23 protein-coding genes are annotated in these 22211 nt (G+C 37.0%); 19 read left to right on the top strand and 4 right to left on the bottom strand.

The genetic code is table 11. From position 1 onward, the window contains the following. Positions 1–28 precede the first annotated feature (28 nt). The 3 genes from OL234_RS09330 to gshAB all read left to right on the top strand — a co-directional run bounded on the left by OL234_RS09330 (position 29) and on the right by gshAB (position 4743). Positions 29–841: a Cof-type HAD-IIB family hydrolase gene (locus tag OL234_RS09330; RefSeq protein ID WP_275468955.1), complete on the top strand. Its 813-nt coding sequence runs from the start codon at positions 29–31 to the stop codon at positions 839–841. Between the two features lie 12 nt (positions 842–853). Beyond that, positions 854–2320, top strand: a complete 1467-nt coding sequence (gene ftsY / locus OL234_RS09325) for a signal recognition particle-docking protein FtsY (RefSeq protein WP_275468954.1) — start codon at positions 854–856, stop codon at positions 2318–2320. Between the two features lie 131 nt (positions 2321–2451). After that, a complete protein-coding gene (gene gshAB / locus OL234_RS09320) occupies positions 2452–4743 on the top strand; it encodes a bifunctional glutamate--cysteine ligase GshA/glutathione synthetase GshB (protein ID WP_275468953.1) in 2292 nt (763 codons plus the stop codon). A gap of 40 nt (positions 4744–4783) precedes the next feature. On the opposite strand, the gene OL234_RS09315 is transcribed toward gshAB, so the two are convergent. Next, on the bottom strand, positions 4784–5752 hold the full coding sequence (locus tag OL234_RS09315) for an NAD-dependent epimerase/dehydratase family protein (protein WP_275468952.1): 969 nt from the start codon (positions 5750–5752) through the stop codon (positions 4784–4786). Between the two features lie 111 nt (positions 5753–5863). Here OL234_RS09315 and OL234_RS09310 point away from each other — a divergent pair, with 111 nt between their 5' ends. Beyond that, positions 5864–7078: an AraC family transcriptional regulator gene (locus tag OL234_RS09310; protein ID WP_275468951.1), complete on the top strand. Its 1215-nt coding sequence runs from the start codon at positions 5864–5866 to the stop codon at positions 7076–7078. A gap of 30 nt (positions 7079–7108) precedes the next feature. Here OL234_RS09310 and OL234_RS09305 read toward each other — a convergent pair whose 3' ends face one another. Together OL234_RS09305 and OL234_RS09300 are read right to left on the bottom strand one after the other, a co-directional pair. Next, complete coding sequence (locus OL234_RS09305; RefSeq protein WP_275468950.1) at positions 7109–8305, bottom strand: toxic anion resistance protein; 1197 nt, start codon at positions 8303–8305, stop codon at positions 7109–7111. 3 nt (positions 8306–8308) lie between these two features. Then, positions 8309–9004 (bottom strand): 5-bromo-4-chloroindolyl phosphate hydrolysis family protein, encoded by a 696-nt coding sequence (locus OL234_RS09300; protein ID WP_275468949.1) that lies wholly within the window; start codon positions 9002–9004, stop codon positions 8309–8311. A 202-nt stretch (positions 9005–9206) separates the two neighbouring features. On the opposite strand from OL234_RS09300, the gene OL234_RS09295 reads away from it, so the two are divergent. Genes OL234_RS09295 through OL234_RS09275 form a run of 5 tightly spaced genes read left to right on the top strand, consistent with a single transcriptional unit; the run spans position 9207 to position 12157 of the window. Continuing rightward, positions 9207–9773 carry an NUDIX hydrolase gene (locus OL234_RS09295; RefSeq protein ID WP_275468948.1) on the top strand — a complete coding sequence of 189 codons (567 nt, stop codon included), beginning with the start codon at positions 9207–9209 and terminating at the stop codon, positions 9771–9773. 14 nt (positions 9774–9787) lie between these two features. Further along, positions 9788–10075: a cell wall synthase accessory phosphoprotein MacP gene (gene macP, locus OL234_RS09290; RefSeq protein ID WP_275468947.1), complete on the top strand. Its 288-nt coding sequence runs from the start codon at positions 9788–9790 to the stop codon at positions 10073–10075. 22 nt (positions 10076–10097) lie between these two features. Continuing rightward, entirely contained in the window at positions 10098–10790 is a 693-nt protein-coding gene (locus OL234_RS09285; protein WP_275468946.1) for a 5'-methylthioadenosine/adenosylhomocysteine nucleosidase, read from the top strand. Between the two features lie 38 nt (positions 10791–10828). After that, positions 10829–11377, top strand: a complete 549-nt coding sequence (locus OL234_RS09280) for a cysteine hydrolase family protein (RefSeq protein ID WP_275468945.1) — start codon at positions 10829–10831, stop codon at positions 11375–11377. Positions 11378–11401: 24 nt separating this feature from the next. After that, positions 11402–12157 (top strand): MurR/RpiR family transcriptional regulator, encoded by a 756-nt coding sequence (locus OL234_RS09275; protein WP_275468944.1) that lies wholly within the window; start codon positions 11402–11404, stop codon positions 12155–12157. A gap of 33 nt (positions 12158–12190) precedes the next feature. Here the strand turns inward: OL234_RS09275 and OL234_RS09270 are convergent, their stop codons facing one another. Further along, a complete protein-coding gene (locus OL234_RS09270; protein ID WP_275468943.1) occupies positions 12191–13513 on the bottom strand; it encodes a 6-phospho-beta-glucosidase in 1323 nt (440 codons plus the stop codon). Between the two features lie 330 nt (positions 13514–13843). On the opposite strand from OL234_RS09270, the gene OL234_RS09265 reads away from it, so the two are divergent. From OL234_RS09265 to dhaQ, 10 genes are all read left to right on the top strand, one after another. After that, positions 13844–15130: a PTS sugar transporter subunit IIC gene (locus OL234_RS09265; RefSeq protein WP_275468942.1), complete on the top strand. Its 1287-nt coding sequence runs from the start codon at positions 13844–13846 to the stop codon at positions 15128–15130. 2 nt (positions 15131–15132) lie between these two features. Further along, positions 15133–15387: a hypothetical protein gene (locus OL234_RS09260; protein WP_275468941.1), complete on the top strand. Its 255-nt coding sequence runs from the start codon at positions 15133–15135 to the stop codon at positions 15385–15387. 140 nt (positions 15388–15527) lie between these two features. Then, positions 15528–15749 carry a DUF2829 domain-containing protein gene (locus OL234_RS09255; protein ID WP_275468940.1) on the top strand — a complete coding sequence of 74 codons (222 nt, stop codon included), beginning with the start codon at positions 15528–15530 and terminating at the stop codon, positions 15747–15749. A gap of 9 nt (positions 15750–15758) precedes the next feature. Then, positions 15759–16514 carry a 3-oxoacyl-ACP reductase gene (locus tag OL234_RS09250; protein WP_437184424.1) on the top strand — a complete coding sequence of 252 codons (756 nt, stop codon included), beginning with the start codon at positions 15759–15761 and terminating at the stop codon, positions 16512–16514. Between the two features lie 142 nt (positions 16515–16656). Next, the gene (locus tag OL234_RS09245; RefSeq protein ID WP_275468939.1) at positions 16657–17208 is read left to right on the top strand and encodes a QueT transporter family protein; all 552 of its coding nucleotides are present in this window, start codon (positions 16657–16659) and stop codon (positions 17206–17208) included. 600 nt (positions 17209–17808) lie between these two features. After that, a complete protein-coding gene (gene dhaK / locus OL234_RS09240) occupies positions 17809–18798 on the top strand; it encodes a dihydroxyacetone kinase subunit DhaK (protein WP_275468938.1) in 990 nt (329 codons plus the stop codon). 31 nt (positions 18799–18829) lie between these two features. After that, a complete protein-coding gene (dhaL, locus tag OL234_RS09235) occupies positions 18830–19408 on the top strand; it encodes a dihydroxyacetone kinase subunit DhaL (RefSeq protein WP_275470146.1) in 579 nt (192 codons plus the stop codon). A gap of 1 nt (position 19409) precedes the next feature. Next, positions 19410–19781 (top strand): dihydroxyacetone kinase phosphoryl donor subunit DhaM, encoded by a 372-nt coding sequence (gene dhaM / locus OL234_RS09230; protein ID WP_275468937.1) that lies wholly within the window; start codon positions 19410–19412, stop codon positions 19779–19781. A 69-nt stretch (positions 19782–19850) separates the two neighbouring features. After that, a complete protein-coding gene (locus OL234_RS09225; protein WP_275468936.1) occupies positions 19851–20987 on the top strand; it encodes a glycerol dehydrogenase in 1137 nt (378 codons plus the stop codon). A gap of 231 nt (positions 20988–21218) precedes the next feature. Beyond that, positions 21219–22208 (top strand): DhaKLM operon coactivator DhaQ, encoded by a 990-nt coding sequence (dhaQ, locus tag OL234_RS09220; RefSeq protein ID WP_275468935.1) that lies wholly within the window; start codon positions 21219–21221, stop codon positions 22206–22208. Positions 22209–22211 lie beyond the last annotated feature (3 nt).

Genomic DNA, 22211 nt, shown 5'->3' with positions numbered 1-22211 from the left:
TTATAAGAAAGAGAAAGGTGTCATGAACATGATTAAATTGATTGCCATTGATTTAGATGGAACTTTATTGACGAATGATAAAACTATTTCAGAACGTAACCAAGTTATTTTAAAAAAGGCCAAAGAGCAAGGGGTTAAAGTAGTACTATGTACGGGTCGTCCCTTAAATTCAGTAGTTGGGCACTTAGAAACCTTAGGACTTAATGATGAGGGCGATTATGCAGTAACGTTTAATGGCGGTCTCATTCAGCGAAATGATACTGGGGAAATAGTGGCAAAAGAAGTAATGAGCTATGAGGATGCTAAAACGTTATACGAGTTAACCTATCCTTTAGGCTTACCTTTAGATGTGGTTCAGGGAAGTACTGTGATGACTGTACAACCAGAACCCGAAGAAAATCAGTCGCTATATTATACGCTAAACCCATTATTAAATTATGTAGATACCAATTTAGCTGAATTAAAAGAAAAATCAGATTTTAATAAAATGGTATGTACCTTGGAACCGGCTATTATTGAAGAAAAAATGCCATTAATTCCGGCTAGTTATCACGAACATTACAATATTGTTCGTTCGGGCGAGTATATCTTTGAATTTTTACCTAAAAAAGTTTCAAAAGCTTATGGTTTAAAATTGTTAGGTGAGTTATTAAACATTAAACCAGAAGAAATGATGGCTTTAGGTGATGAGGAAAATGATCTGGCAATGATTGAGTATGTTGGATTAGGTGTCGCTATGGCCAATGGTAGTCAACAAATTAAAGAAGCCGCCCAATATGTTACCTTAACAAATGAGGAAGATGGCGTGGCGCATGCAGTAGAAAAATTTGTACTAGCGTAAGGAGGAAAAAGAATGGGTTTTTTTAATAAATTAAAAAAAGTATTTACTGGTGAAGAAGAAAAAGAAGATATTAAGAACTTACCAGAAAATGTTGAAACATCTGAAGAAGACATAACTGAAACTGTGGAAAAAGCAGAAGAGGTTGAACTAGAAGAAGACATAACTGAAACTGTGGAAAAGGCAGAAGAGGTTGAACTAGAAGAAGACATAACTGAAACTGTGGAAAAGGCAGAAGAGGTTGAACTAGAAGAAGACATAACTGAAACTGTGGAAAAAGCAGAAGAGGTTGAACTAGAAGAAGAAGTAACTGAAACTGTGGAAAAGGCAGAAGAGGTTGAACTAGAAGAAGGCATAACTAAAGCTGTGGAAAAAGCAGAAGAGGTTGAACTAGAAGAAGACATAACTGAAACTGTGGAAAAGGCAGAAGAGGTTGAACTAGAAGAAGACATAACTGAAACTGTGGAAAAAGCAGAAGAGGTTGAACTAGAAGAAGAAGTAACTGAAACTGTGGAAAAGACAGAAGAGGTTGAACTAGAAGAAGATTCTGCTGAAAAAATGACTAAAGGGTTGAAAAAGACTCGTCGTTCATTCTCTCAAGTTTTTAATGAGTTAATGGCAAACTTCCGTCGTGTGGATGAAGACTTTTTTGAAGAGTTAGAAGAAACTTTAATTACTGCCGATGTTGGGTTTGAAACAGCCATGAAAATTACCGATGAGTTACGCCAAGAAGTTAAATTACAGAATGCTAAAAAATCATCAGATGTGCAACGAGTGATTGTTGAAAAATTAGTGGCATCTTATGAGGAACAAGAAGAGATTGAAAATAATGAATTAAATATTAAAAAGAATGATCTAACAGTTATTTTATTTGTAGGAGTCAATGGTGTTGGGAAAACAACAAGTATTGGTAAATTGGCTAATCAATACCGCCTAGAAGGTAAAAAAGTTTTAATGGCGGCAGCAGATACTTTTAGAGCGGGCGCGATTGATCAGTTAGTTGTCTGGGGAGAGCGTGCGCAGGTTGAAGTTGTTCGTGGTAATGCTGGGGGAGATCCTGCTGCCGTTGTTTTTGATGCAATAGAAAAAGCAAAAGAACAAGAAGCTGATATTTTATTTGTTGATACGGCAGGTCGTTTGCAAAATAAAGTTAATTTAATGAAAGAATTAGAAAAAATCAAACGAGTGATTCAACGAGAAATTCCCGATGCACCTCATGAAGTATTATTAGTATTGGATGCGACAACAGGGCAAAATGCGATGGTTCAAGCTAAACAATTTAAAGAAGTGACAGATGTGACTGGTTTAGTTTTAACTAAACTAGATGGGACAGCTAAAGGTGGGATTGTTCTAGCAATACGTAATGAGTTACACATTCCAGTGAAATTAGTTGGGTTAGGTGAGGGGATCAATGATCTACAAGCCTTTAAACCACAAGAATATGTGACAGGTCTTTTCTCAAATCTGTTAGATGATATGTAAAAAAAACAAGGTCGCGAGTCTTAAGACTCACGACCTTGTTTTTTAGTCTGGTTCAAATTAAAGCATTTTATGAAATAGAGTGATATAATTTACTTTTAATAAGAACAATCAAAGATGAGGTGACCTCCCAAATGAAGTCGTTACAAAATATTATTAGTAAGATTAGTTATCATTCTTTATTTAAAGAAGTAAAAATAGGGTTAGAAAAAGAAAGTCAACGGGTAACATTAGATGGTACTCTGGCGACAACCGATCATCCTAAGATATTTGGTTGTCGTAATTTTCACCCTTCAATTCAAACAGATTTTAGTGAAACGCAAGTTGAAATTATCACAGCTGTTGCTAATTCAGGTAAAGAAGTACTAGAAGAGCTGGCAGCGATCCATGAGGTTGTGTTACGCTCAATGCCAGAAGATGAAATGTTATGGCCAATGAGTATGCCTCCTAAATTACCGGAAGATGATCGTGATATTAAAATTGCAAAACTAGCAAATCCGAAAGATGTGGCTTATCGTGAACAACTAGCAGCAACTTATGGTAAACGTAAGCAGATGGTTAGTGGGATTCACTACAATTTTGAATTTTCAGTTGAATTTTTAGAAAAATTATTTGCTGAACAAGACGAATATGAACTGTTTAAAGAGTTTAAAACAGCTGCTTATTTAAAAGTAGCACGAAATTATTTACGTTATCGTTGGATGGTGACTTATTTAATTGGTGCGGCTCCTTTACCCGAGGAAGGTTATTTTACTGGGTGTAAAAAAGGAATGCCAAACGTACCAGTTAGAAGTATCCGCAATAGCCATTATGGTTATACAAATGATGAGTCGGTCTTTGTATCGTACCGCTCGATTGAAGACTATGTTACAAGTATTGAGGAATTAGTGAACAGCGGTAAAATCTCGGAAGAGAAAGAATTTTATTCAGCGGTCCGCTTACGTGGTGGGAAAAATGCAGCAGACTTGGCTGCTAAGGGTGTGAATTATATTGAGGTTCGTAATATTGATAATAATCCCTATGCGCCTTACGGAATTACGGAAGAGCAGATTGATGTCCTTCATCTATTCTTGATGTATATGTTATGGATGGATGAACCTGCTGAAGATGCTGATGATATGCTAAAAATGGGCGAAAAATTAAATGATTTGGTCGCGTTAGAGCATCCTTTAACACAAACCAGTCTAGCAGTTGAAGGAGAACAACTCCTATCTGGTATGGCAGAAATGGTCAATCAAATTGGTGCACCAGATAAGTTAGTAAGTTTAGTTGCCTGTTGTCAAACACTATTTGATTCACCTGAAAAAACGTTAGCAGGTCGAATTATAACGGAAGTTAATGAAGGGATTTCTCAGCATGATTTAGCAGTTTCTTTAGGGAAAAGCTATCATGAGCAAGCTTATACTCGTCCCTATCAGTTAGCAGGGTTTACAGATATGGAACTGTCAACTCAATTATTAATGTTTGATGCGATTCAAAAAGGGGTAGCAGTTGAGGTTTTAGATCGTCAAGATCAATTTTTAAAATTGACGTATCGTGGTCAAGTTGAATATGTGAAAAAAGCAAATATGACTAGTCGCGATAGTTACGTTGTTCCTTTGATGATGGAAAATAAAACGGTGACTAAAAAAGTGTTAGCCCAAGCCGGTTTTAATGTACCACAAGGAAAGGAATTTGATTCAAAAAAAGAGGCACTTGCTAACTATGGTTATTTTATGGGAAAAGGTATTGTTGTAAAACCAAAATCAACTAACTATGGTCTAGGTATTTCAATCTTTAAAGAGGGGGCTTCACAAGCAGCTTATGAAGAAGCAATTCGAATTGCATTTTCAGAAGATAGTGCTATTTTAGTTGAAGAATTCGTTTCAGGGACTGAATATCGTTTCTTTGTGATTGATGGCAAAGTTAGAGCAATCATGTTACGAGTTCCAGCCAATGTCTGTGGGGATGGCGAACACTCCGTTGCTGAGTTGGTAGCAAAGAAAAATCAAGATCCATTACGCGGCACTAATCATCGTGCCCCTTTACAATTGATTGAATTAGGGGACATCGAAAAATTAATGCTTCAAGAACAAGGCGTTTCAGCAGAAACGATTTTGGAAAAAGATCAGATTGTTTATTTGAGAGAAAATTCTAATGTTAGTACTGGCGGTGACTCAATTGATATGACTGATGAGATGCCAGAATGCTACAAAGAGATTGCCATTCAAGCAGTTGAGGCAATGGGAGCTAAGATTAGTGGAATTGATTTGATTATTCCAGATTACAAAAAAGTAGCAACAAGCGGGAGTCAGGATTATGGTATTATTGAAGCTAATTTTAACCCAGCAATGCATATGCATGTCTATCCTTTTGCTGGAAAAGGACGTCGTTTAACCCAAGATGTTCTGAAATTATTATACCCTGAGATTCTATTTAATAATTAAATAGAAATAAAAAAAGTGCCGTTTTACGGCACTTTTTTTGTTAAAGACAAGCAGTTAAGGTTTCTTTAATAGAAGTAATCAGGTCTTCTTTTTGATAGCCTAATAAAGTCATGGTATCATCAGGATCAAGGTATAAATTTTCAGTTTGAAGCTTGGTGCTCACTTCAATCTTAATACCATGTTCCAAGTTGTTTTTTTCTGCTTCCTCATCTATGGCGCGATAAGTGTCGACCATTGACTCATAAGCTACCACTGGAATTGTCGTGTAGTCAGTTTGACCTAATGCGTCGACCATCATCTCATAAAATTCTTTATAAGACATATTATGTCCACAAATAGCATAGGTTTCCCGATGACTGCCCTTTTCTAGGGCACCAACAGCAGCCTGGGCGACTTGATGAGCTGTGACCATGGCAGTTCCACCTTTTAACGCTGGAAAAACCGGTTGGTCTTTGATTTGGTCAGTAAACATTTTCCACAGGGGCGTTCGACCTGGCATTGTACCAAAAATATAAGGCAGGCGCAAACTCATGACAGCCATACTGCCTTCACCTTCACAAAAAGCTACCTGCTCTTGCAAAAGACGCGTTCCGGGATAGGCCTGTTGCTCTAGGTGATAATCAGGCAAACGTTCAGCAAACTCAGCAAAATAAGATCCGAAAATAATAAATTTTTCAACACCGGCCTGTTTTGCTAAACGAGCTAAACGTTGTGTAGGTAAGACATTGGCCTCATAAAAGAATTTAAAGGCTGGCTTTTGAGGAATAGTTCGTTCATCTGCTCCGGCTGCATAAATCACCCCATAACAATCAGAGAGATGGTCGATTATATCAGAGTCAGATAGTTCAAAGAAATTGCCTAGGGTACATTCGACCTCATCTGGTAATAAATCGTCTTTTGGCATAGGTGGTAGAGCCATTGTTTTAACACTGTAGCCAGTGGCCAAACACTCTTGTAACGTATAGTAACCTAAGAACCCCGTACCGCCTAAGATAAAAATTTTTTTCATGAGAAACACTCCTTTTGTGATTATATTCACATGATAACGGGTTAACCTTAAAAAACAAAGGGGGTTTTTAGACAAAAGCACTCAGTTTTTATTTTTAGATAAGGTATACTTATGATAAAAGGTGGTGTGAAGGAGATCAAAAAACAAGTAAAATCTTATCCCTATACAGCAGTTGATTATGTTCGAGATAATCTTAAGGTAGATGAAGTCAAAACAGTTTATAGAGAAGTGAAAACGACAGGTGCTCAGACGTTTAATAATGTCACCATTGTTTATATTTTGAAAGGCACAGCAGGTCTGTGGATTAATGGACGTTATCAGGAAGTATCAGAAGGACAGTTATTATTATTGATGTCGTATCATATTCATCAGTGGCAAGCCTTAGAAGCCCCTTGTTTTATTTATGAGTGTCGTCTTTCCATTGGTTTGTTGCTATTAAGCAATACTAGTAAAAAAGCCTATCAACGAGCGATGGATGAATTAGAATATCAGATACCTTGTGTTAAGCTTCATGAAAGTGAACAAGTTGAAGCCGCTTATGTGATGAAAAAATTGACAGTAGCGAGAGAGTCTTATTTACAATGGGCAGATGAATTATTTTTAGTGGCTTCGATCTCAACATTAATTTATCTATTTTTAACGGGAAATAAACAGGAGTCCACGAGACAGACGTCCACCGATTTAGGGGGCATTTTATTGGAATATCTTCATCAGCATCACCAGCAAAATCTCACACCTAAAAAAATAGCTAAGACATTTGACTTAACTCCCACTGAGGTTGTATCTCACTTAAAACAATTAACTGGCAAAAATTTTGGTGAAAATCTGCGTAATGTAAGGTTGATTAACGCCACTGCTTTATTAGAATTTGGCGGGCTTTCTATCAATCAAATTGGTAGAATTGTTGGATTTGGTTCGGCTGCTTATTTCTATGATTCTTTTAAAAAAGAGCATGGGATGACCCCTGCGTGTTATCGTAAAGAAAATTTCCCGTCACAAGAGCTGACATTAAGCGACGATGCTTATGATGCTTTTATGGTACTCTATACTAATTATCAACACCCCTTATTAATGAGTGAGGTGACAAAAGGATTAAACTTAACACCACGTCAATTCAACCAACATATTCAAAAGGGCTTTCAGTTATCTCCACAAGAGTTATTGATTAGGATCCGAGTCAGTGTGGGAAGAGGGTTACTGTTAGGGACAGAACGTTCTATTTCTGATATCGGGGAGTCAGTTGGTTATCAAGATCCTAAACAATTTCGTTGTCATTTTAAAAAAGTATATGGTGTGTTGCCTAGTGATTACCGTTATAAAAAATAAAACAGTGCCATTTATTGGCACTGTTTTATTTTATTGGTTAGATAGATCAAGTAATTTATGTTTTAATTCATTTTCCATTGATGCCAACTCAATTTCAGCAGCCCGACGTTTTTCTTTACCTTCTTTTTGAATACGTAAGGTTTCTTGGATTGTTTCGACTAAGTCATTTTGAGTCTGTTGTAAAGTTTCAATGTCAACAAAGCCACGTTCATTTTCTTCAGCCGTCTCAATAGCTGAAATTTTTAACATTTCTGAATTCTTTTTAAGTAAATCGTTAGTTGTTTCTGAAACTTGACGTTGAGCTGTGACAGCATCTTTTTGGCGCAATAAGGTTAAAGCAATTGCCACTTGATTTTTCCATAATGGAATAGAGGTATTGATAGATGCTTGAATTTTTTCTGCGAGTGCTTGATTTGTATTTTGAATCAAGCGAATTTGTGGTGCCTGTTGAATTGTAATTTGACGTGCTAGATTTAAATCATAAGTTCGTTTGTCTAAACGGTCTAAAAATTGATTTAAGTCATTGACAATTTGGACATCCATCTGATCACCGGTCTGTTCTGCATGTTGAACTGCTTGAGGAATAAGCTCGTTGCGCAACTCCTCCATTTTGACTTCACCAGCAGCAATATAAATATTTAGGGCATCAAAATAATCTTTATTCTTATGGTAAAGTTGTTCCAACATCACATTATCACTTAAGAGACCATTTTTTTCTTTATCAAGTTTAACAGCAATCTTATCAATTTGTGCACCAATTTTTTGATACTTAGCAGTGACTTCATAGATGGACTCCTTCACTTTACCAAACATGCGTTTGAAGACACTTTTTTCTTCAGCTTGTAGTTCAGAAGGACTTGCTTCATTGAGGCGATACATCAGTTCATTTAAAGAATCCCCAACAGGCCCGACATCTTGGTTTTGAACATGGGCTAACATTGAATGAGAAAACTCACCTAATTTTTGTTGAGCAGCAGCTCCGTAACTTAGGACAGCTTGCGAATCATTGACATTAATTTGTGAAGCAAGTTCTCGAGCTTGCTTTTGACGTTCAGCGGGTAAACGATCAATTAATTTGGCTGGTTGGGCTTCTTCCGTAGAGTGTAGTGTCGTTTGTTCGACAGAAACAGGTGCACTTGTAGCATCCCCAAAGGGATTACTTAATAAATCATCCAATGTATTAGTTACATCAGTTGTCTGTGGTTGTGTGTTTAATGACTCATTCATAACTTATTTCTCCTCTTCATTCGGTATAGGTGTATCGCTCTCTTTTTGTCGACGAATCGCGCGTTGTGCTAACGTCATTTCGACTTCCAATTCATCAAGATCATCAGCCACAAGTTTTTGATAATCAGCAGCTAATAATTCTGAAATATCGTTGATAACCTGAGCACTTTTATTGAGTGCATCATAGGTGTTTTTATTTTTTAACTCGTGGGCGTCAATTTCCAAATATTTATCAGTCAACTCTACCAAATTTGGTAAGTGTGTATATAAGAATTGATCAGCTAAGTGAAGTTTATTAGGTTCTTTTACCAACTCTTTGAACATGGCTTTAGCGGCCTTGACTGTGTCATTTCGCAAATCAATGGCTTTTAGTTTTGAAGCACTGTGCATATTTTTTTCTAATTGGACAATTTGATCTTTGGTTTGCGCCATGGTTTCACGGAAAAAGGCAATTTGTTGCTCACTCATGCCTGTCTCTTCGTAGTGATGAATTTTTTCAGCGGTCAATGAAGGTAGTAGCTGATGTTTGTTCTTTTGTATAGCTTGACGTCGACGACGGCGTGTTAAGAATAGTAAGAACAATAAGATAAGTAAGAATTTAGGGAAGCCACTGATTGTCGTATCAAAGAGAATGCCTAATAATCCGATAGTGACAAAAATGATTAACATTATTTTTAAGATTTTTTTTAAGTAATACATCTGATTCACTCCATTCATTGTCTGACTGTTTGAGTTCATTTTATCATAGTTTTTAGGGGGATAGTATCAGTCTGAAGTTTGATTTATAATTCTTTAAGACTTATAACAAAACTGTAAGACGAAACTTTAGATTAAGAATTGAAATAAGGCTCGGTTAACGGTATGATTAAAACAATTATAAATAGAAAGAAGTGGAGCTGCAATGAAAGACACTGATTTTGAAGAGGTGACGCTAACACGTCAGTCTATATTTAAAGGGAAAATCATTGACGTAGTTTTGGATGAGGTTCGTTTACCTTCAGGTGAGATGGGGACACGTGAGTTAGTCTTTCATCAAGGAGCAGTAGGAATTGTTCCGCTGACAGAAGATGAGCGCTTAGTGTTAGTTCGTCAGTTTCGTAAGCCTTTAGAAAAAGTAATGTTGGAAATTCCAGCTGGGAAACTTGAGACAACAGACAGTTCCCATCTCGCAACTGCTCAGCGTGAATTGGAGGAAGAAACAGGATTTCAAGCCACTAATTGGCGTGAATTGACTGAGTTTGCCTCATCGCCAGGTTTTGCTAATGAGATTTTATATTTATATGAAGCAACTAATCTAACCAAGGTTAATAACCCGCTACCCCAAGATGAAGATGAGTTAATTGAATTGGTCTATCTAACTCTAGAAGAGGCCAAAGCAGCCATTAAAGCAGGTGAAATTTATGATGCGAAAACTATTATCGCGGTGCAACATTGGGAATTAACTCGATTAAGAGCCACTAGTAAGTAAGGAGGGGTCAAGTGATGGCAAAAGAACAGCCAGCAACTACCCGTAGTAAAAGACATCAAGTCCCAAAAGGACCTAAAGCTAAATTGGAAAATAAGACGGCTGCATTGCAGAAAGAGTATCAACAAAAAGAGAAAAAAATAAAAAAAACCTTTAAGAAGAAACGTCAGAAACAAAAAAAAATCAAAGGTAGTCGTGCTAAAGAAAATAAAAAAGTTAAAGAGCGTAGTCAGTTGTTAAATCGTGCTATTATTATTGTGGCATTGTTATTAGTACTCGTTTTTTTAGCAATTATTTACCTATAAAAAGAATAAGGAGTTCATCAGTATGAAAATTGGAATTATTGGAGCAATGGCAGAGGAATTACGTTTGTTACGTCAAGAGATGACAGAAATGACAGAATGGACAGAGGCAGGAGCAACTTTTGTTTCTGGTAAGTTAGCAGGTAAAGAAGTAGTAGCTGTTCAATCAGGAATTGGGAAAGTATTAGCCGCTTTAACAACCACATTATTAATAAGTCACTACAAGGTGGATGCGGTGATTAACACAGGTTCTGCCGGCGGAATTGGTGAGGGCTTAGCGATTGGTGATGTCGTTGTGTCAACTCGTTTGGCATATTTTGACGCTGATGTGACAGCTTTTGGCTATGAGATGGGACAAATGGCAGGAATGCCTCTTTATTATGAAGCAGATTCTAAATTAGTTTGGCAAGCAAAAGCTGCAGCTGAAGCTAAGAAGTTGAGTGTTAAAACGGGTCTAATCGTATCAGGCGATACATTTGTTAACAGCCAAGATAAGATTGAGAGGATTAAGAGCTACTTTCCAGATGTTCTAGCCAATGAGATGGAAGGAGCAGCCATTGCGCATGTGGCTCATCAATACAAGGTACCTTTTGTTGTGGTACGTGCGATGAGTGATGTTGGTGATGAAGAAGCTAGTGTTAATTTTGATGATTTTATCTTAGAGGCAGGCCGAAAATCAGCTGAAATGGTTGTGGCTTTAGTGAGTGAAATGGCTTAAACCTAGGTAATAATAAAAGGAAAGAAGGTTGAAGAAGGATGAAAGCATTAATCTCAATTGATTATACGAATGATTTTGTAGCAACAGAAGGAGCTTTAACAACAGGTCAGCCAGGTCAAGCCATCGAGGCAGACTTGGTGGCAATTACGCAAGAGTTTATTGCCCAAGGAGACTATGTAGTGTTTGGAATTGACGGTCACGATCCAAAAGATCATTATCATCCTGAAACAAGCTTATTTCCACCACACAATTTGATGGGGACTGCTGGTCGTCAGTTATATGGTCGTCTAGCTGAGTTGTATGAAGAAAATAAAAACTTAGCAACCGTCTACTGGTTAGATAAGCGTCACTATTCTGCCTTTAGTGGGACGGATTTAGATATACGTTTACGTGAACGAGGGATTAAAGAAGTTCACCTCACAGGTGTTTGTACTGATATTTGTGTCTTACATACAGCCGTTGATGCTTACAATTTAGGCTATCAATTAGTGATTCATCGAAAAGCAGTTGCCAGTTTTGATCAAATCGGGCATGAATGGGCACTACGCCATTTTCAAACTGCGATAGGTGCGAAAATTATTGGATAGCTTGATTAAAGGAGTGGAGTGAGTATGTTATTTTTAAACTATACACCAGACTTTAACGATTTAGAAATGGGTATATATAAATATGTAGCAACTAATATTGAAAAAGTTGTATTAATGCGTATTCGTGAGTTAGCAGAAGTAACCCACTGTAGTACTGCTACTATTTTGCGCTTTTGTCGTAAGTTTGATTGTGAAGGTTTTTCAGAATTCAAGATAAAATTACGTTTATATTTAGATGAAAATCTAGAAAAATATGCTAAAGCGGGTCAGTATAGTGTTGATACGATGTCATTAACTCATTTTATAACGCGCTTTCCAGATGATTTTTATAAAGAAAAAATAGAACATTGTTTAAAAATATTGGATGAAAAAGAGTTAGTCTGGTTTTTAGGGTATGGTTCATCAAATATAGTTGCTGAGTATGGTGCAATGTATTTTTCATCACTTGTGAATATGTCGGTGAATATTTCAGATACATTAAATCAACCATTAAATCACTTAGGTCAAGGTATTGGTAAAAATACATGTGTTATTGTTTTATCTGTAGGTGGTGAAACTAAAAATATTATCCAACAATTGAATCAATTTTTGGAAGCAAAATCTCAAGTTATTTCTATAACTAACAGTCCGGATTCAACGATTGCTAAACTATCTGATGTGAATATTCCTTATTATATTAAAACTGAAAAAATTGGGGATAGTGATGTAACATCGCAAATTCCAGTTATTTATATTTTAGAGTACCTTGCAAAAGAATATCGTCGTAGAAAAAATATATAAAAAACGCCAAGTTATTTTAACTTGGCGTTTTTTTTAAGCATCAAATTTAGGCAAATATGGTTTGTGGGCAGCTAATAATTCTTCCATTACGAGTTCAGCGCTGTTGCCACTAGTAATAAGAGGATTAGCGGTAAATGCCTGTAGTAGTGTTCCACGATCACCAGTGATAGCAGCTTTAATGGTTAATTCTTCCATAGCTTTCATTAGTTGTAGAAGGCCGCGGATTTGTGGTTGAAATGAGCCAAAGTTAAAAGGGAGAGGACCATCCCCTGTTATTAGGCAAGTAACTTCAACAGCTGATTCAGGTGGTAAATCTGTAATTGTACCATTGTTACGGGTACTAACAGTCATGATAGTTCGTTTGTCATTATAAATAGCATTGATAATTTCACAAGCTGCATCACTATAACGAGCACCACCTCGTTCTGCTAATTGTTGTGGTTTATAATCTAATGTAGGATCTTTATAAAGCTCAAATAATTCTGTTTCGATTTGTTTGACCTTTTCAGCTCGTGTCCCATTTTTATTAAAACCAGCCAGCTCCTCATCAAGCATAGCATCAGTCATGTAATAGTAACGATGATATGGACAAGGTACCATTTGTAGGTTTTCGACTTGTTTATATAAGTAAGAGTTATTTGAAATGTTAGCAACAATGCTACGACCATCAGATTCTTTACCAAATTGGACATCAATTAGTTCTTTTGTTAAATCATTTCCTTTCTGATCAACAACAGTATGCCAATGTAGATGATTGATACCAGCAAATTTAAAGAAAAGTTCTTGAGGTTTGCGCCCTAACATGTCAGCTTCTTCAAAAACTGCGTTGACAGGGATGTTGCATAGCCCAATTACTTTGTCCCAATCGCCATATTGTAGTACGGCTTCTGTCACCATCCCAGCAGGATTAGTAAAATTAATTAACCAAGCCTCCGGACAAAGCGCCTTCATATCTGCCACAATATCTAAGATAACAGGGATTGTTCTCAGGGCTTTGAAAATACCGCCAGCGCCATTTGTTTCTTGTCCAATCATGCCATGACTTAGAGGGATTCTTTCATCTAAAATTCTAGCATCTAATAAACCAACACGTAGTTGTGTTGTAACAAAATCTGCTCCTTTTAGTGCCTCTTTTCTATCCAATGTTAGGTGTATACTACAATTAATTCCAGCAGCTTTGACCATACGCTTTGCCATAGCGCCTACGATTTCTAATTTTTCTTTGCCTTCTAAGATATCCACTAGCCAAATTTCTGAAATTGGCAATTCTTTATGTCGATTAATAAATCCCTCGATTAGTTCTGGTGTGTAGCTAGAGCCACCACCAATTGTCACAATTTTTAATTTTTTACTCATGGTAATACTCCTTTCAGAATGCTTGAGTCAAGTATAACGTGGGGCGATTTAAAATAAATCCTTTTTATGTGGTTTTGATACGTGTCTCTTACTTAGTTATTTGTAACTAAATTCTAACAGGGTGTTACAAATGATAGCTAAAACCCGTATAAGTGAAGAGAAATTTTCTAAATGACTTTTAATTACAAAAAACTTGTGACAACTTAAGTTAATCAGCTATTAAATTCATTTATTTTTAAAAATCATAATGTTTACGAGGTCTAGTTAGGGTGCTATTATCAGTAATAACAGATAAAGAAAAGCGTTTACAAAAAATAGGAGGCATTAGAAATGAATAGATTAATGACTATACTAGAAAGATATTTTTTACCAGTAGCAAATAGGATTGGTAAGCAAAGGCACTTGATGGCTATACGAAATGGCTTAATTGCAACGTTACCATTAACAATTATTGGTTCTGTTTTTGTTATTTTTTTAAACATACCGATAGATGGGTATGAGGAATTAATTAGTGGATTTCGGCCGATTTTAGATGTTCCTTTTAGATTTACAGTCGGCGTGATGGCATTATATGCAGCATTTAGTATCGGTCACTTTTTAGGTGAAAGTTATAAGGTAGATCCGTTAACTTCGGGTTTGTTATCCGTTCTTGGGTTTTTAATCAGTACAATTGTACCAATTCAAATTATAGATGAAGGGCAACAAATTATCTCGACAGGGAGGTATTTAGCAGTAGGGGACTTAAGTTCGACTTCTTTGTTTGGTGCTATTATCACAACTATTATAACCGTTGAAATTTATCGAATTCTTGTCCAAAAAAATATAACGATTAAAATGCCAAGTAGTGTACCACCGGCAGTGTCTAAATCATTTGCTGCTTTGATTCCCACATTAGTTATTGTATTATTATTTTGGGGAATTAAGTATGGATTAAACTTTGATATTAATGGCGTTGTGACAACTTTAGTTAGTCCGCTGAAAAATCTACTGGTAGGAAATAACTTATTTGGTGGTATTTTAACAGTCTTATTAATTCAATTATTTTGGTCTTTTGGAATTCATGGAGAAGCTGTTTTAGGACCAATTATTCGCCCGATGTGGGATGCTGCTATTTTAGAAAATATTGAGGCTTTTCAAGCTAGTGGTAATGCTCATGATTTACCAAATTTATTTTCTGAACAGTTTCTACAATGGTTTGTTCAAATCGGAGGCTCAGGTACAACTTTAGCTCTAGCCATATTATTTTTAACATCTAAAATTCCATCTATCAAACAGATGGGGAAATTAACAATTGTTCCAGGTATTTTTAATATTAATGAACCGATTGTTTTTGGAACGCCCATTGTTATGAATCCGATTTTAGTGATTCCATTTATTTTTTGTCCTGTGATTCTAACTATTATTTCATATATTGCCACAATTAGTGGTTTTGTTCCAATGATGATGGCTAAATTACCATTTACAATGGTTGGTCCCATCGGGGCGTTAATGAGTACAAATTGGAGTGTAGGGGCGATGGTTTTAGCAATTATAAACTTTGGATTGGCTATTTTAATTTACTACCCATTCTTTAAATTATTTGAGCGTGAACAATACAAGAGTCAACAAGAGGTGTAATTATGGAAAATGAAGTGACAGCTTTTTTTATCTTAATTATTTCTTTTGTAGGTTCTCAGATGATACTAGAACGTAGTTCTATAAAATTAAGCTTGATTTCAAAAGTAGTAATAAGTGCTATTAGCTTAGTGATAGTAGTTTATTTAAGTATAAAAGTATTTTATACGCCCTATTTATTTATTGTATGGTTGACTTTTATTACCTCCTACTGTTTAAAATTAACTCGTAGTTGGATGAAAAAAATAAATCGTTTTTAAAAACTAGAAGACTAGAGAAAAATAGTCTTCTAGTTTTTTCTCTCAATTTCAAGGAAGAGAATAGAAAAAAATTGGGAAGTTTTAAAACCAAGTGTTATGATAATACAGTATCAAAAAAAAGAAATTAGGAGGCACGCAAAATGAGTTTTGAAGAAATTTTACCTCGTTTAAAAAAAGGGGGAAAAATCATCCGCAAAGGTTGGAGTGGTGTGGAGGAATACGTTATTTTAGTTAATGAAGGCATCTATGAGTCAAAGGTTGTTACCCCTCATTTTTTAATTAAGACAAGTGATGAAGGTTATTCAATGTTTTCCCCAACAGTCTGCGACATTCTCGCGACTGATTGGGAAATCGTAGAGTAAGAGGGTCAAATGATGATACCAACAACGTTAGAAGAACAAGTTGTCCTGTTAACTGGTGTGGCATCGGGGATTGGTCAGGCTCAGTGCGAAGCTTTTCTTTCAGCAGGTGCTAGGGTAGTGGGAGTTGATTTACAGAAATTAGACCCAGCTTGTCCCTTTAAAGACCATCCTAAATTTCACTTTATGCAAGGTGATGTGAGTCAAAGTCTGACAGCCAAAAATGCGACGAGACTTACGTTAGAAAAATACGGTCGAATTGATATTTTAGTGAATACAGCTGGGATTCTAGACGGATTTTCCCCAACTCTTGAAACATCAGAGGCTCAGTGGGACTTAGTGATGGGAACCAATCTTAAGGGGACATATCTTTTTACTAATGAAGTATTGCCACATATGCTCGCTCAAAAAAAAGGCACGGTTGTCAATATGTCCTCCATTGCAGGCTTAGTGGCAGGAGGCGGTGGAGCAGCGTATACTGCTTCCAAACATGCCATTGTAGGGTACACGAAACAACTTGATTTAGATTATGCTAAGCAAGGGATTCGTGCTAATGCGATTGCACCTGGGGCGATTCGAACCCCTATGAACAAGGCTGATTTTGAAGGAGAAGCTGAAATGGCCAAATGGGTCGCAAGTGAGACCCCAGCTGGACGGTGGGCAGAACCTGAGGAAGTAGCCAATTTGACGTTATACTTAGCAAGTGATCTAGCAGATTATATTCATGGGACGGTGATTCCAATTGATGGTGGCTGGCTTGAAAAGTAACAAGAAATTAAGGTAATAAAAATAAAAAACGGAAAAGTAAAACCATACGACACTTCTGTCTAGCGTAAGCTGGTCAATCCTTTGGTCGTATGTATTACTAAAATAATTAGGAGACTAGTTATTTTACAAAGGAGAAATAAAAATGATAAATAAACAAGAAACCTCAGCAATTAGTAAAGAACTAGGTCAGGAGTCACTTCTGACGACACGTAATTTAAGCAAGATGGCGATGATTATTGCCTTATATGTGGTCCTAACCTTATTGATTAGCCCGCTAAGCTATGGCATGATCCAGATTCGTCTTGCCGAAATGTTTAACTTTCTAGCAATCTATCACCGTCGCTATATTGGGGCGGTGACCTTAGGAGTAGCCTTAGCTAATTTAAGCTCACCACTAGGTATGGTGGACGTTATTGTTGGGAGTGTTTCAACCTTTATCGTCCTAACAATTATTTATTTTGTTAGTCAGAAGTTAACAACTGACCGTCAAAAACTACTTTGCGTGCCGATTATTTGTAGTTTATCAATGTTTACTGTTGCAGGAGAGTTACACTTACTGCTAGCTGCCCCATTTTGGTTATCTTGGGTGACAATCGGCGTAGGTGAGTTTATATCGTTAACGATCGGGTTAGTAATAATTTGGTTAATGTCACGTATGACCGATATGACTCGCATCAAAAAAATGTTACAATAGAGTTATAGTTAGAAGACATACGAAGAGCTTGGCGGTTCCTTTTGGGAATAACCAAGCTTTTTGTGTGTCTTTTTTTTTAGCTAACTGCCAAAAAAAAATGATTAAATGACTAGAACAGTGCACTAGTTGGTGCTTTTTTCTGCTTGGTAAAAAAACAGCTAACCTCTCTATGGCAAAAGAAATCAGCATTGTTTATGATTAAAAATAAAGTAGTAATACGCCCTTTTTAGTTGACTTTAACAACTAAAAAAGGGGAGCGTGACTAAGTTAGCTAACCGAATGACAATTCTATTTGACAGTAAAAGCCTGCCTAAGTCTGCTAAACAAGGAAAAAATCTTAGCTTGGTTGGCTGATTTTTTCGCACGAGTAGAGTCGGTAATTAACAGAACTAAGACAGTAGTCATAAAAAATTTAGTTTAAAAGCACGTAGTTAACCTCAGTTAGCCTGCTAAGTTAGCTTGTTTTTAAAGCATTTTCTATGAGTATTTTTTTATTTCACAAAAGTAAGCGGACACATTTTTAAATCTGTCCGTTCCTTAGAAAGCCTTTTCACGTTATGATGTAATCAAGATAAAGATAAGAGAAAGGCGTTGAGGGAAATGAAAAAAATTATTAATCAACCAGAAAATGTCGTAACAGAAATGATTGACGGTCTAGTTTATGCTTATGGAGACTTAGTTACAAGAATTGATGAAAGCGGTATCGTTATTAGTAAGAACTTAGAAGCCGGTAAAGTATCACTTGTTAGTGGTGGTGGAAGTGGTCATGAACCAGCTCATGCGGGTTTTGTTGGAAAAGGGATGTTGGCAGCAGCGGTTTGTGGTCCAGTCTTTACTTCTCCAACTCCAGATCAAATCTTAACAGCGATTCAAGAAGCTGATCAAGGGGCTGGCGTGCTCTTAGTAATTAAAAATTACTCAGGTGACGTCATGAACTTTGAAATGGCAAAAGATTTAGCAGAGATGGAAGATATTCAAGTTGAAACAATTATTGTCGATGATGATATTGCAGTTGAAGATAGTACATATACAGCGGGTAAACGCGGTGTTGCCGGGACAGTCTTAGTACATAAAATCTTAGGTGCAGCGGCTGATAATGGTGCAACCTTAGCTGAGGTTAAAGAATTAGCTGATAAAATTGTACCGAACATCAAAACATTAGGCGTTGCTTTGACAGGCGCAACTGTTCCAGAAGTGGGTCATGCTGGTTTTACTTTAGCTGAAGACGAATTAGAATTTGGTGTAGGGATCCATGGTGAACCTGGTTATCGTAAAACAAAAGTGGCGGAAAGTCATGTCTTAGCTGAAGAAATCGTTGGGAAGTTAAAAGAACAATTTAACTGGTCAAAAGGTGATAACTACGGCTTACTAGTTAATGGCTTAGGGGCAACACCATTAATGGAACAATTTGTTTTCGCTAATGACGTGCGTCAGTTATTAGAAAAAGAGGGCTTAACTATTACCTTCAAAAAAGTGGGCGACTATATGACAGCGATCGATATGGCTGGTTTGTCATTAACGATGATTCATTTAGAAGACGACGCGTGGTTAACAAACTTAAATCAAGAAGTAAATACAATTGCTTGGTAGATAGCAATTCAGATAGAGAGGAAGAAAAATGATGGATGTTACAAAAATCAAACAATGGTTAGAATTATTTACTGTGAAAGTTAATGCAGAAAAAGCTTACTTAAGCGACTTAGATGGGGCAATTGGTGATGGCGACCATGGCATGAATATGGCTCGTGGCACGACAGCGATGCAAGAAGCTCTATTAGAAAAAAATCCTGAAACAGCCGCTGATATTTTCAAAGTAGCTGGTATGACATTAGTCAGTAAAGTAGGCGGTGCCTCAGGTCCCTTATACGGTTCAGCATTCATCAGCATGGCTAAGGCCGCAACTTCTTCAGAAGATATGGCAGAGATTTTAGCTGCTGGTTTAGAAGGCATTCAAAAACGTGGGAAAGCTGAAGTCGGCGAAAAAACAATGGTCGATACTTGGGCGCCAAGTATTGAAGCCTTGAAAAATGATGAATTGACAGCTGATAAAATCACAGAAATTGTCAATGCGACAAAAGATATTAAAGCGACAAAAGGCCGTGCTTCATATTTAGGTGATCGTTCAATTGGTCATTTAGATCCCGGTGCTGTCTCAAGTGGTTACTTATTTGCAACATTATTAGAAGCAGAGGTGGTATAAGATGAGTAAATTAGGTGTCGTAATGGTCTCACACGTTCCAGAATTAGTCTTTGGGATTAATCGTTTATTACAAGAAGTTGCCCCAGATGTGTCAATTACTTTTGCTGGTGGGACTGAAGAAGAAGGTGTCGGAACAAGTTTTGAAAAGATTCTTGAAGCCTTTGAAGCCAATGATGGGGATAAATTACTAGCTTTCTATGATTTGGGTAGTGCTAAGATGAACCTTGAAATGGCAATGGAAATGTCAGACAAAGAAGTAGTCTTATATGACACAGCTTTTGTTGAAAGTAGCTATACAGCGGCAGCTTTATTACAGGCTGGTGCTAGTTTTGAAGCGATTGATGAACAGCTACAACCGCTAAAAGTTAAATAACAAGTGTTTTCAAACGATTTACCAGATAACTATAAAAGATTTACCATACATAACTAGGAGGAATTTCAAATGAGAAAAGCGTTTATTTGTCCAACAAAATATGTTCAAGGTGAAAATGAATTATTAAACTTAGGTTATTTTGTTAAAACATTCGGGGAATCAGCTCTATTGATTGCTCATAAAGATGATATTGCGCGTGTTCAAACGCAATTAGATGAAACAGCTGAAAAATTTGGGGTTAAATTTGTAACAAGTGACTTTAATGGGGAATGTTCACGTCAAGAGATCGCTCGTCTACAAGAAGTGGCTAAAGAAAATCAAACAGACTGTATTATCGGTCTAGGTGGTGGTAAAGCCATTGATACGTCAAAATGTGTGGCTGAAGGCGAACACCTAATCATCGTACCAACGATTGCAGCAACAGATGCGCCAACAAGTCATTCTGCTGTTATGTACACACCAGAAGGTGAGTTTGATGATTATGCTTACTTCAAACAAAGCCCAAGTGTGGTAATGGTTGATACAACTATTATTGCTAATGCGCCAACTCGTTTCTTAGTTGCTGGGATGGGTGATGCTTTGTCAACAATGTTCGAAGCACGTGCAACGGCTAATTCATACTCAAACGTCAATGCTGGCTTACCATGTGGTGTCTTAACAGGAGAAGCAAAACCAGCTAAAAATACAATTGCTGCTTACACAATGGCAAAAGTTTGTTATGAAACATTACTAGAAAATGGTTATAATGCTAAAATTGCTTGTGACAATAATTTAGTAACACCAGCCTTAGAAAATATCGTAGAAACTAATATTTTATTATCAGGTTTAGGATTTGAAAGTAGTGGTCTTGCTGCGATTCATGCCATCCATGATGGTCTAACTGCTTTAGAAGGCACACATCACTTCTTCCACGGTGAAAAAGTAGCCTTCAGTACAATTTGTCAATTAGTCTTAGAAAATGCTGAAACTGACGAATTGTATGAAGTATTAGATTTCTGTTTATCAGTTGGCTTACCAGTTTGTCTAGCTGACATTGGGGTAGACTCAATTACCTTTGCTGAAGCGCTAGAAGTTGCTGAAAAAGCATGTATCCCTGAAGAATCAATCCACTCAATGCCATTCCCAATCGAAGTTGAGGCTGTTGCAGCGGCTATTATGGCAGCTGACAAGATCGGTAGCGACTACAAAAAAGCACAATTAGCTTAAGAATCAACCCCCTTGAGACTTAAGTTAAGATAGATATAAAAAAACAGACGACCACTTTCCCTTCATTACAAAGTGACCGTCTGTTTTTTTAGTGAGAGCCATGAATATTTACCACGAAGTCACACCTATTTATGTTAAGATAGAGGGAAGATAATGTGTAATGGGTTGTGAGGGTGTCTCGTGATGATGGACACAACTGACCTATTTTAAGAAGAAGTTGGAGTGTAGAGAATGAAGAAGATAATGAATAAACCTCAAGATAGTGTGACACAATTATTAAATGGGATTGCGTTTGCTCATGATGACTGTTTAAAACGGATTCCTCAGACGGGTATCATGCTTAGTCAGCATATAGAGCCAAACAAAGTGGCAGTCATTAGTGGGGGTGGGACAGGTCATGAACCTGCTCATTCAGGTTATGTAGGAAAAAATATGTTAGCAGCTAGTATTAATGGCCCTATTTTTACGCCTCCAGAAGCAACTGAAATTTTTGAAGCAATTAAACAGGCCGATCAAGGGAACGGGGTCTTTATGATTGTCAAAAATTTTGAGGCCGACGTGGCTAATTTTTTAGCAGCAAGCGCTTTAGCTAAGGCAAATGGTCATCAAGTAGCTCATGTGATTGTCAATGATGACTGCTCGATTGAAAAGAGTAATTTTAAGAAACGTCGTCGTGGTGTAGCAGGCACCGTTTTTGTCCATAAAATCGTGGGAGCAGCAGCGGCTAATGGACTTGATTTAGCTAGCTTAACAAGCTTAGCAACCGAGGTTGTTGCCAGCATGAATACGTTAGGTGTAGCTTTAGCACCAGGGACTGTTCCGGGGTCGTCTGTGCCTCAGTTTTCTTTAGATGTTTCAGATATTTCTTTTGGAATCGGGATTCATGGCGAAGCAGGTTATCGGACAGAGCCTCTTGAATCTTCAGAAAAATTGGCCAATGAATTGGTTAATAAATTAAAAATCCATTATCGTTGTTATCCAGGTATGAAGATGGCGATTATGGTCAATGGGTTAGGGAGTACCCCTCTATTGGAGTTGTATGTTTTTGCTAATGACGTTCGTCGCTTATTAGCTTTGGAAGAGATTGAGGTTAGTTTTAAAAAAGTCGGTAATTTTATGACCTCAACTAATATGTCAGGTGTTTCTTTAACTTTCTTAGAATTAAAAGAACCAAGCTGGTTGGCTTACTTGAAAGAGCCGGTGCTAACTTACGCTTGGTAAATA

The sequence above is a fragment of the Vagococcus intermedius genome (genome assembly GCF_029144185.1).
In the GTDB taxonomy this organism is placed as follows: domain Bacteria; phylum Bacillota; class Bacilli; order Lactobacillales; family Vagococcaceae; genus Vagococcus_D; species Vagococcus_D intermedius.
This window is presented reverse-complemented; position numbering and strand designations above follow the sequence as displayed.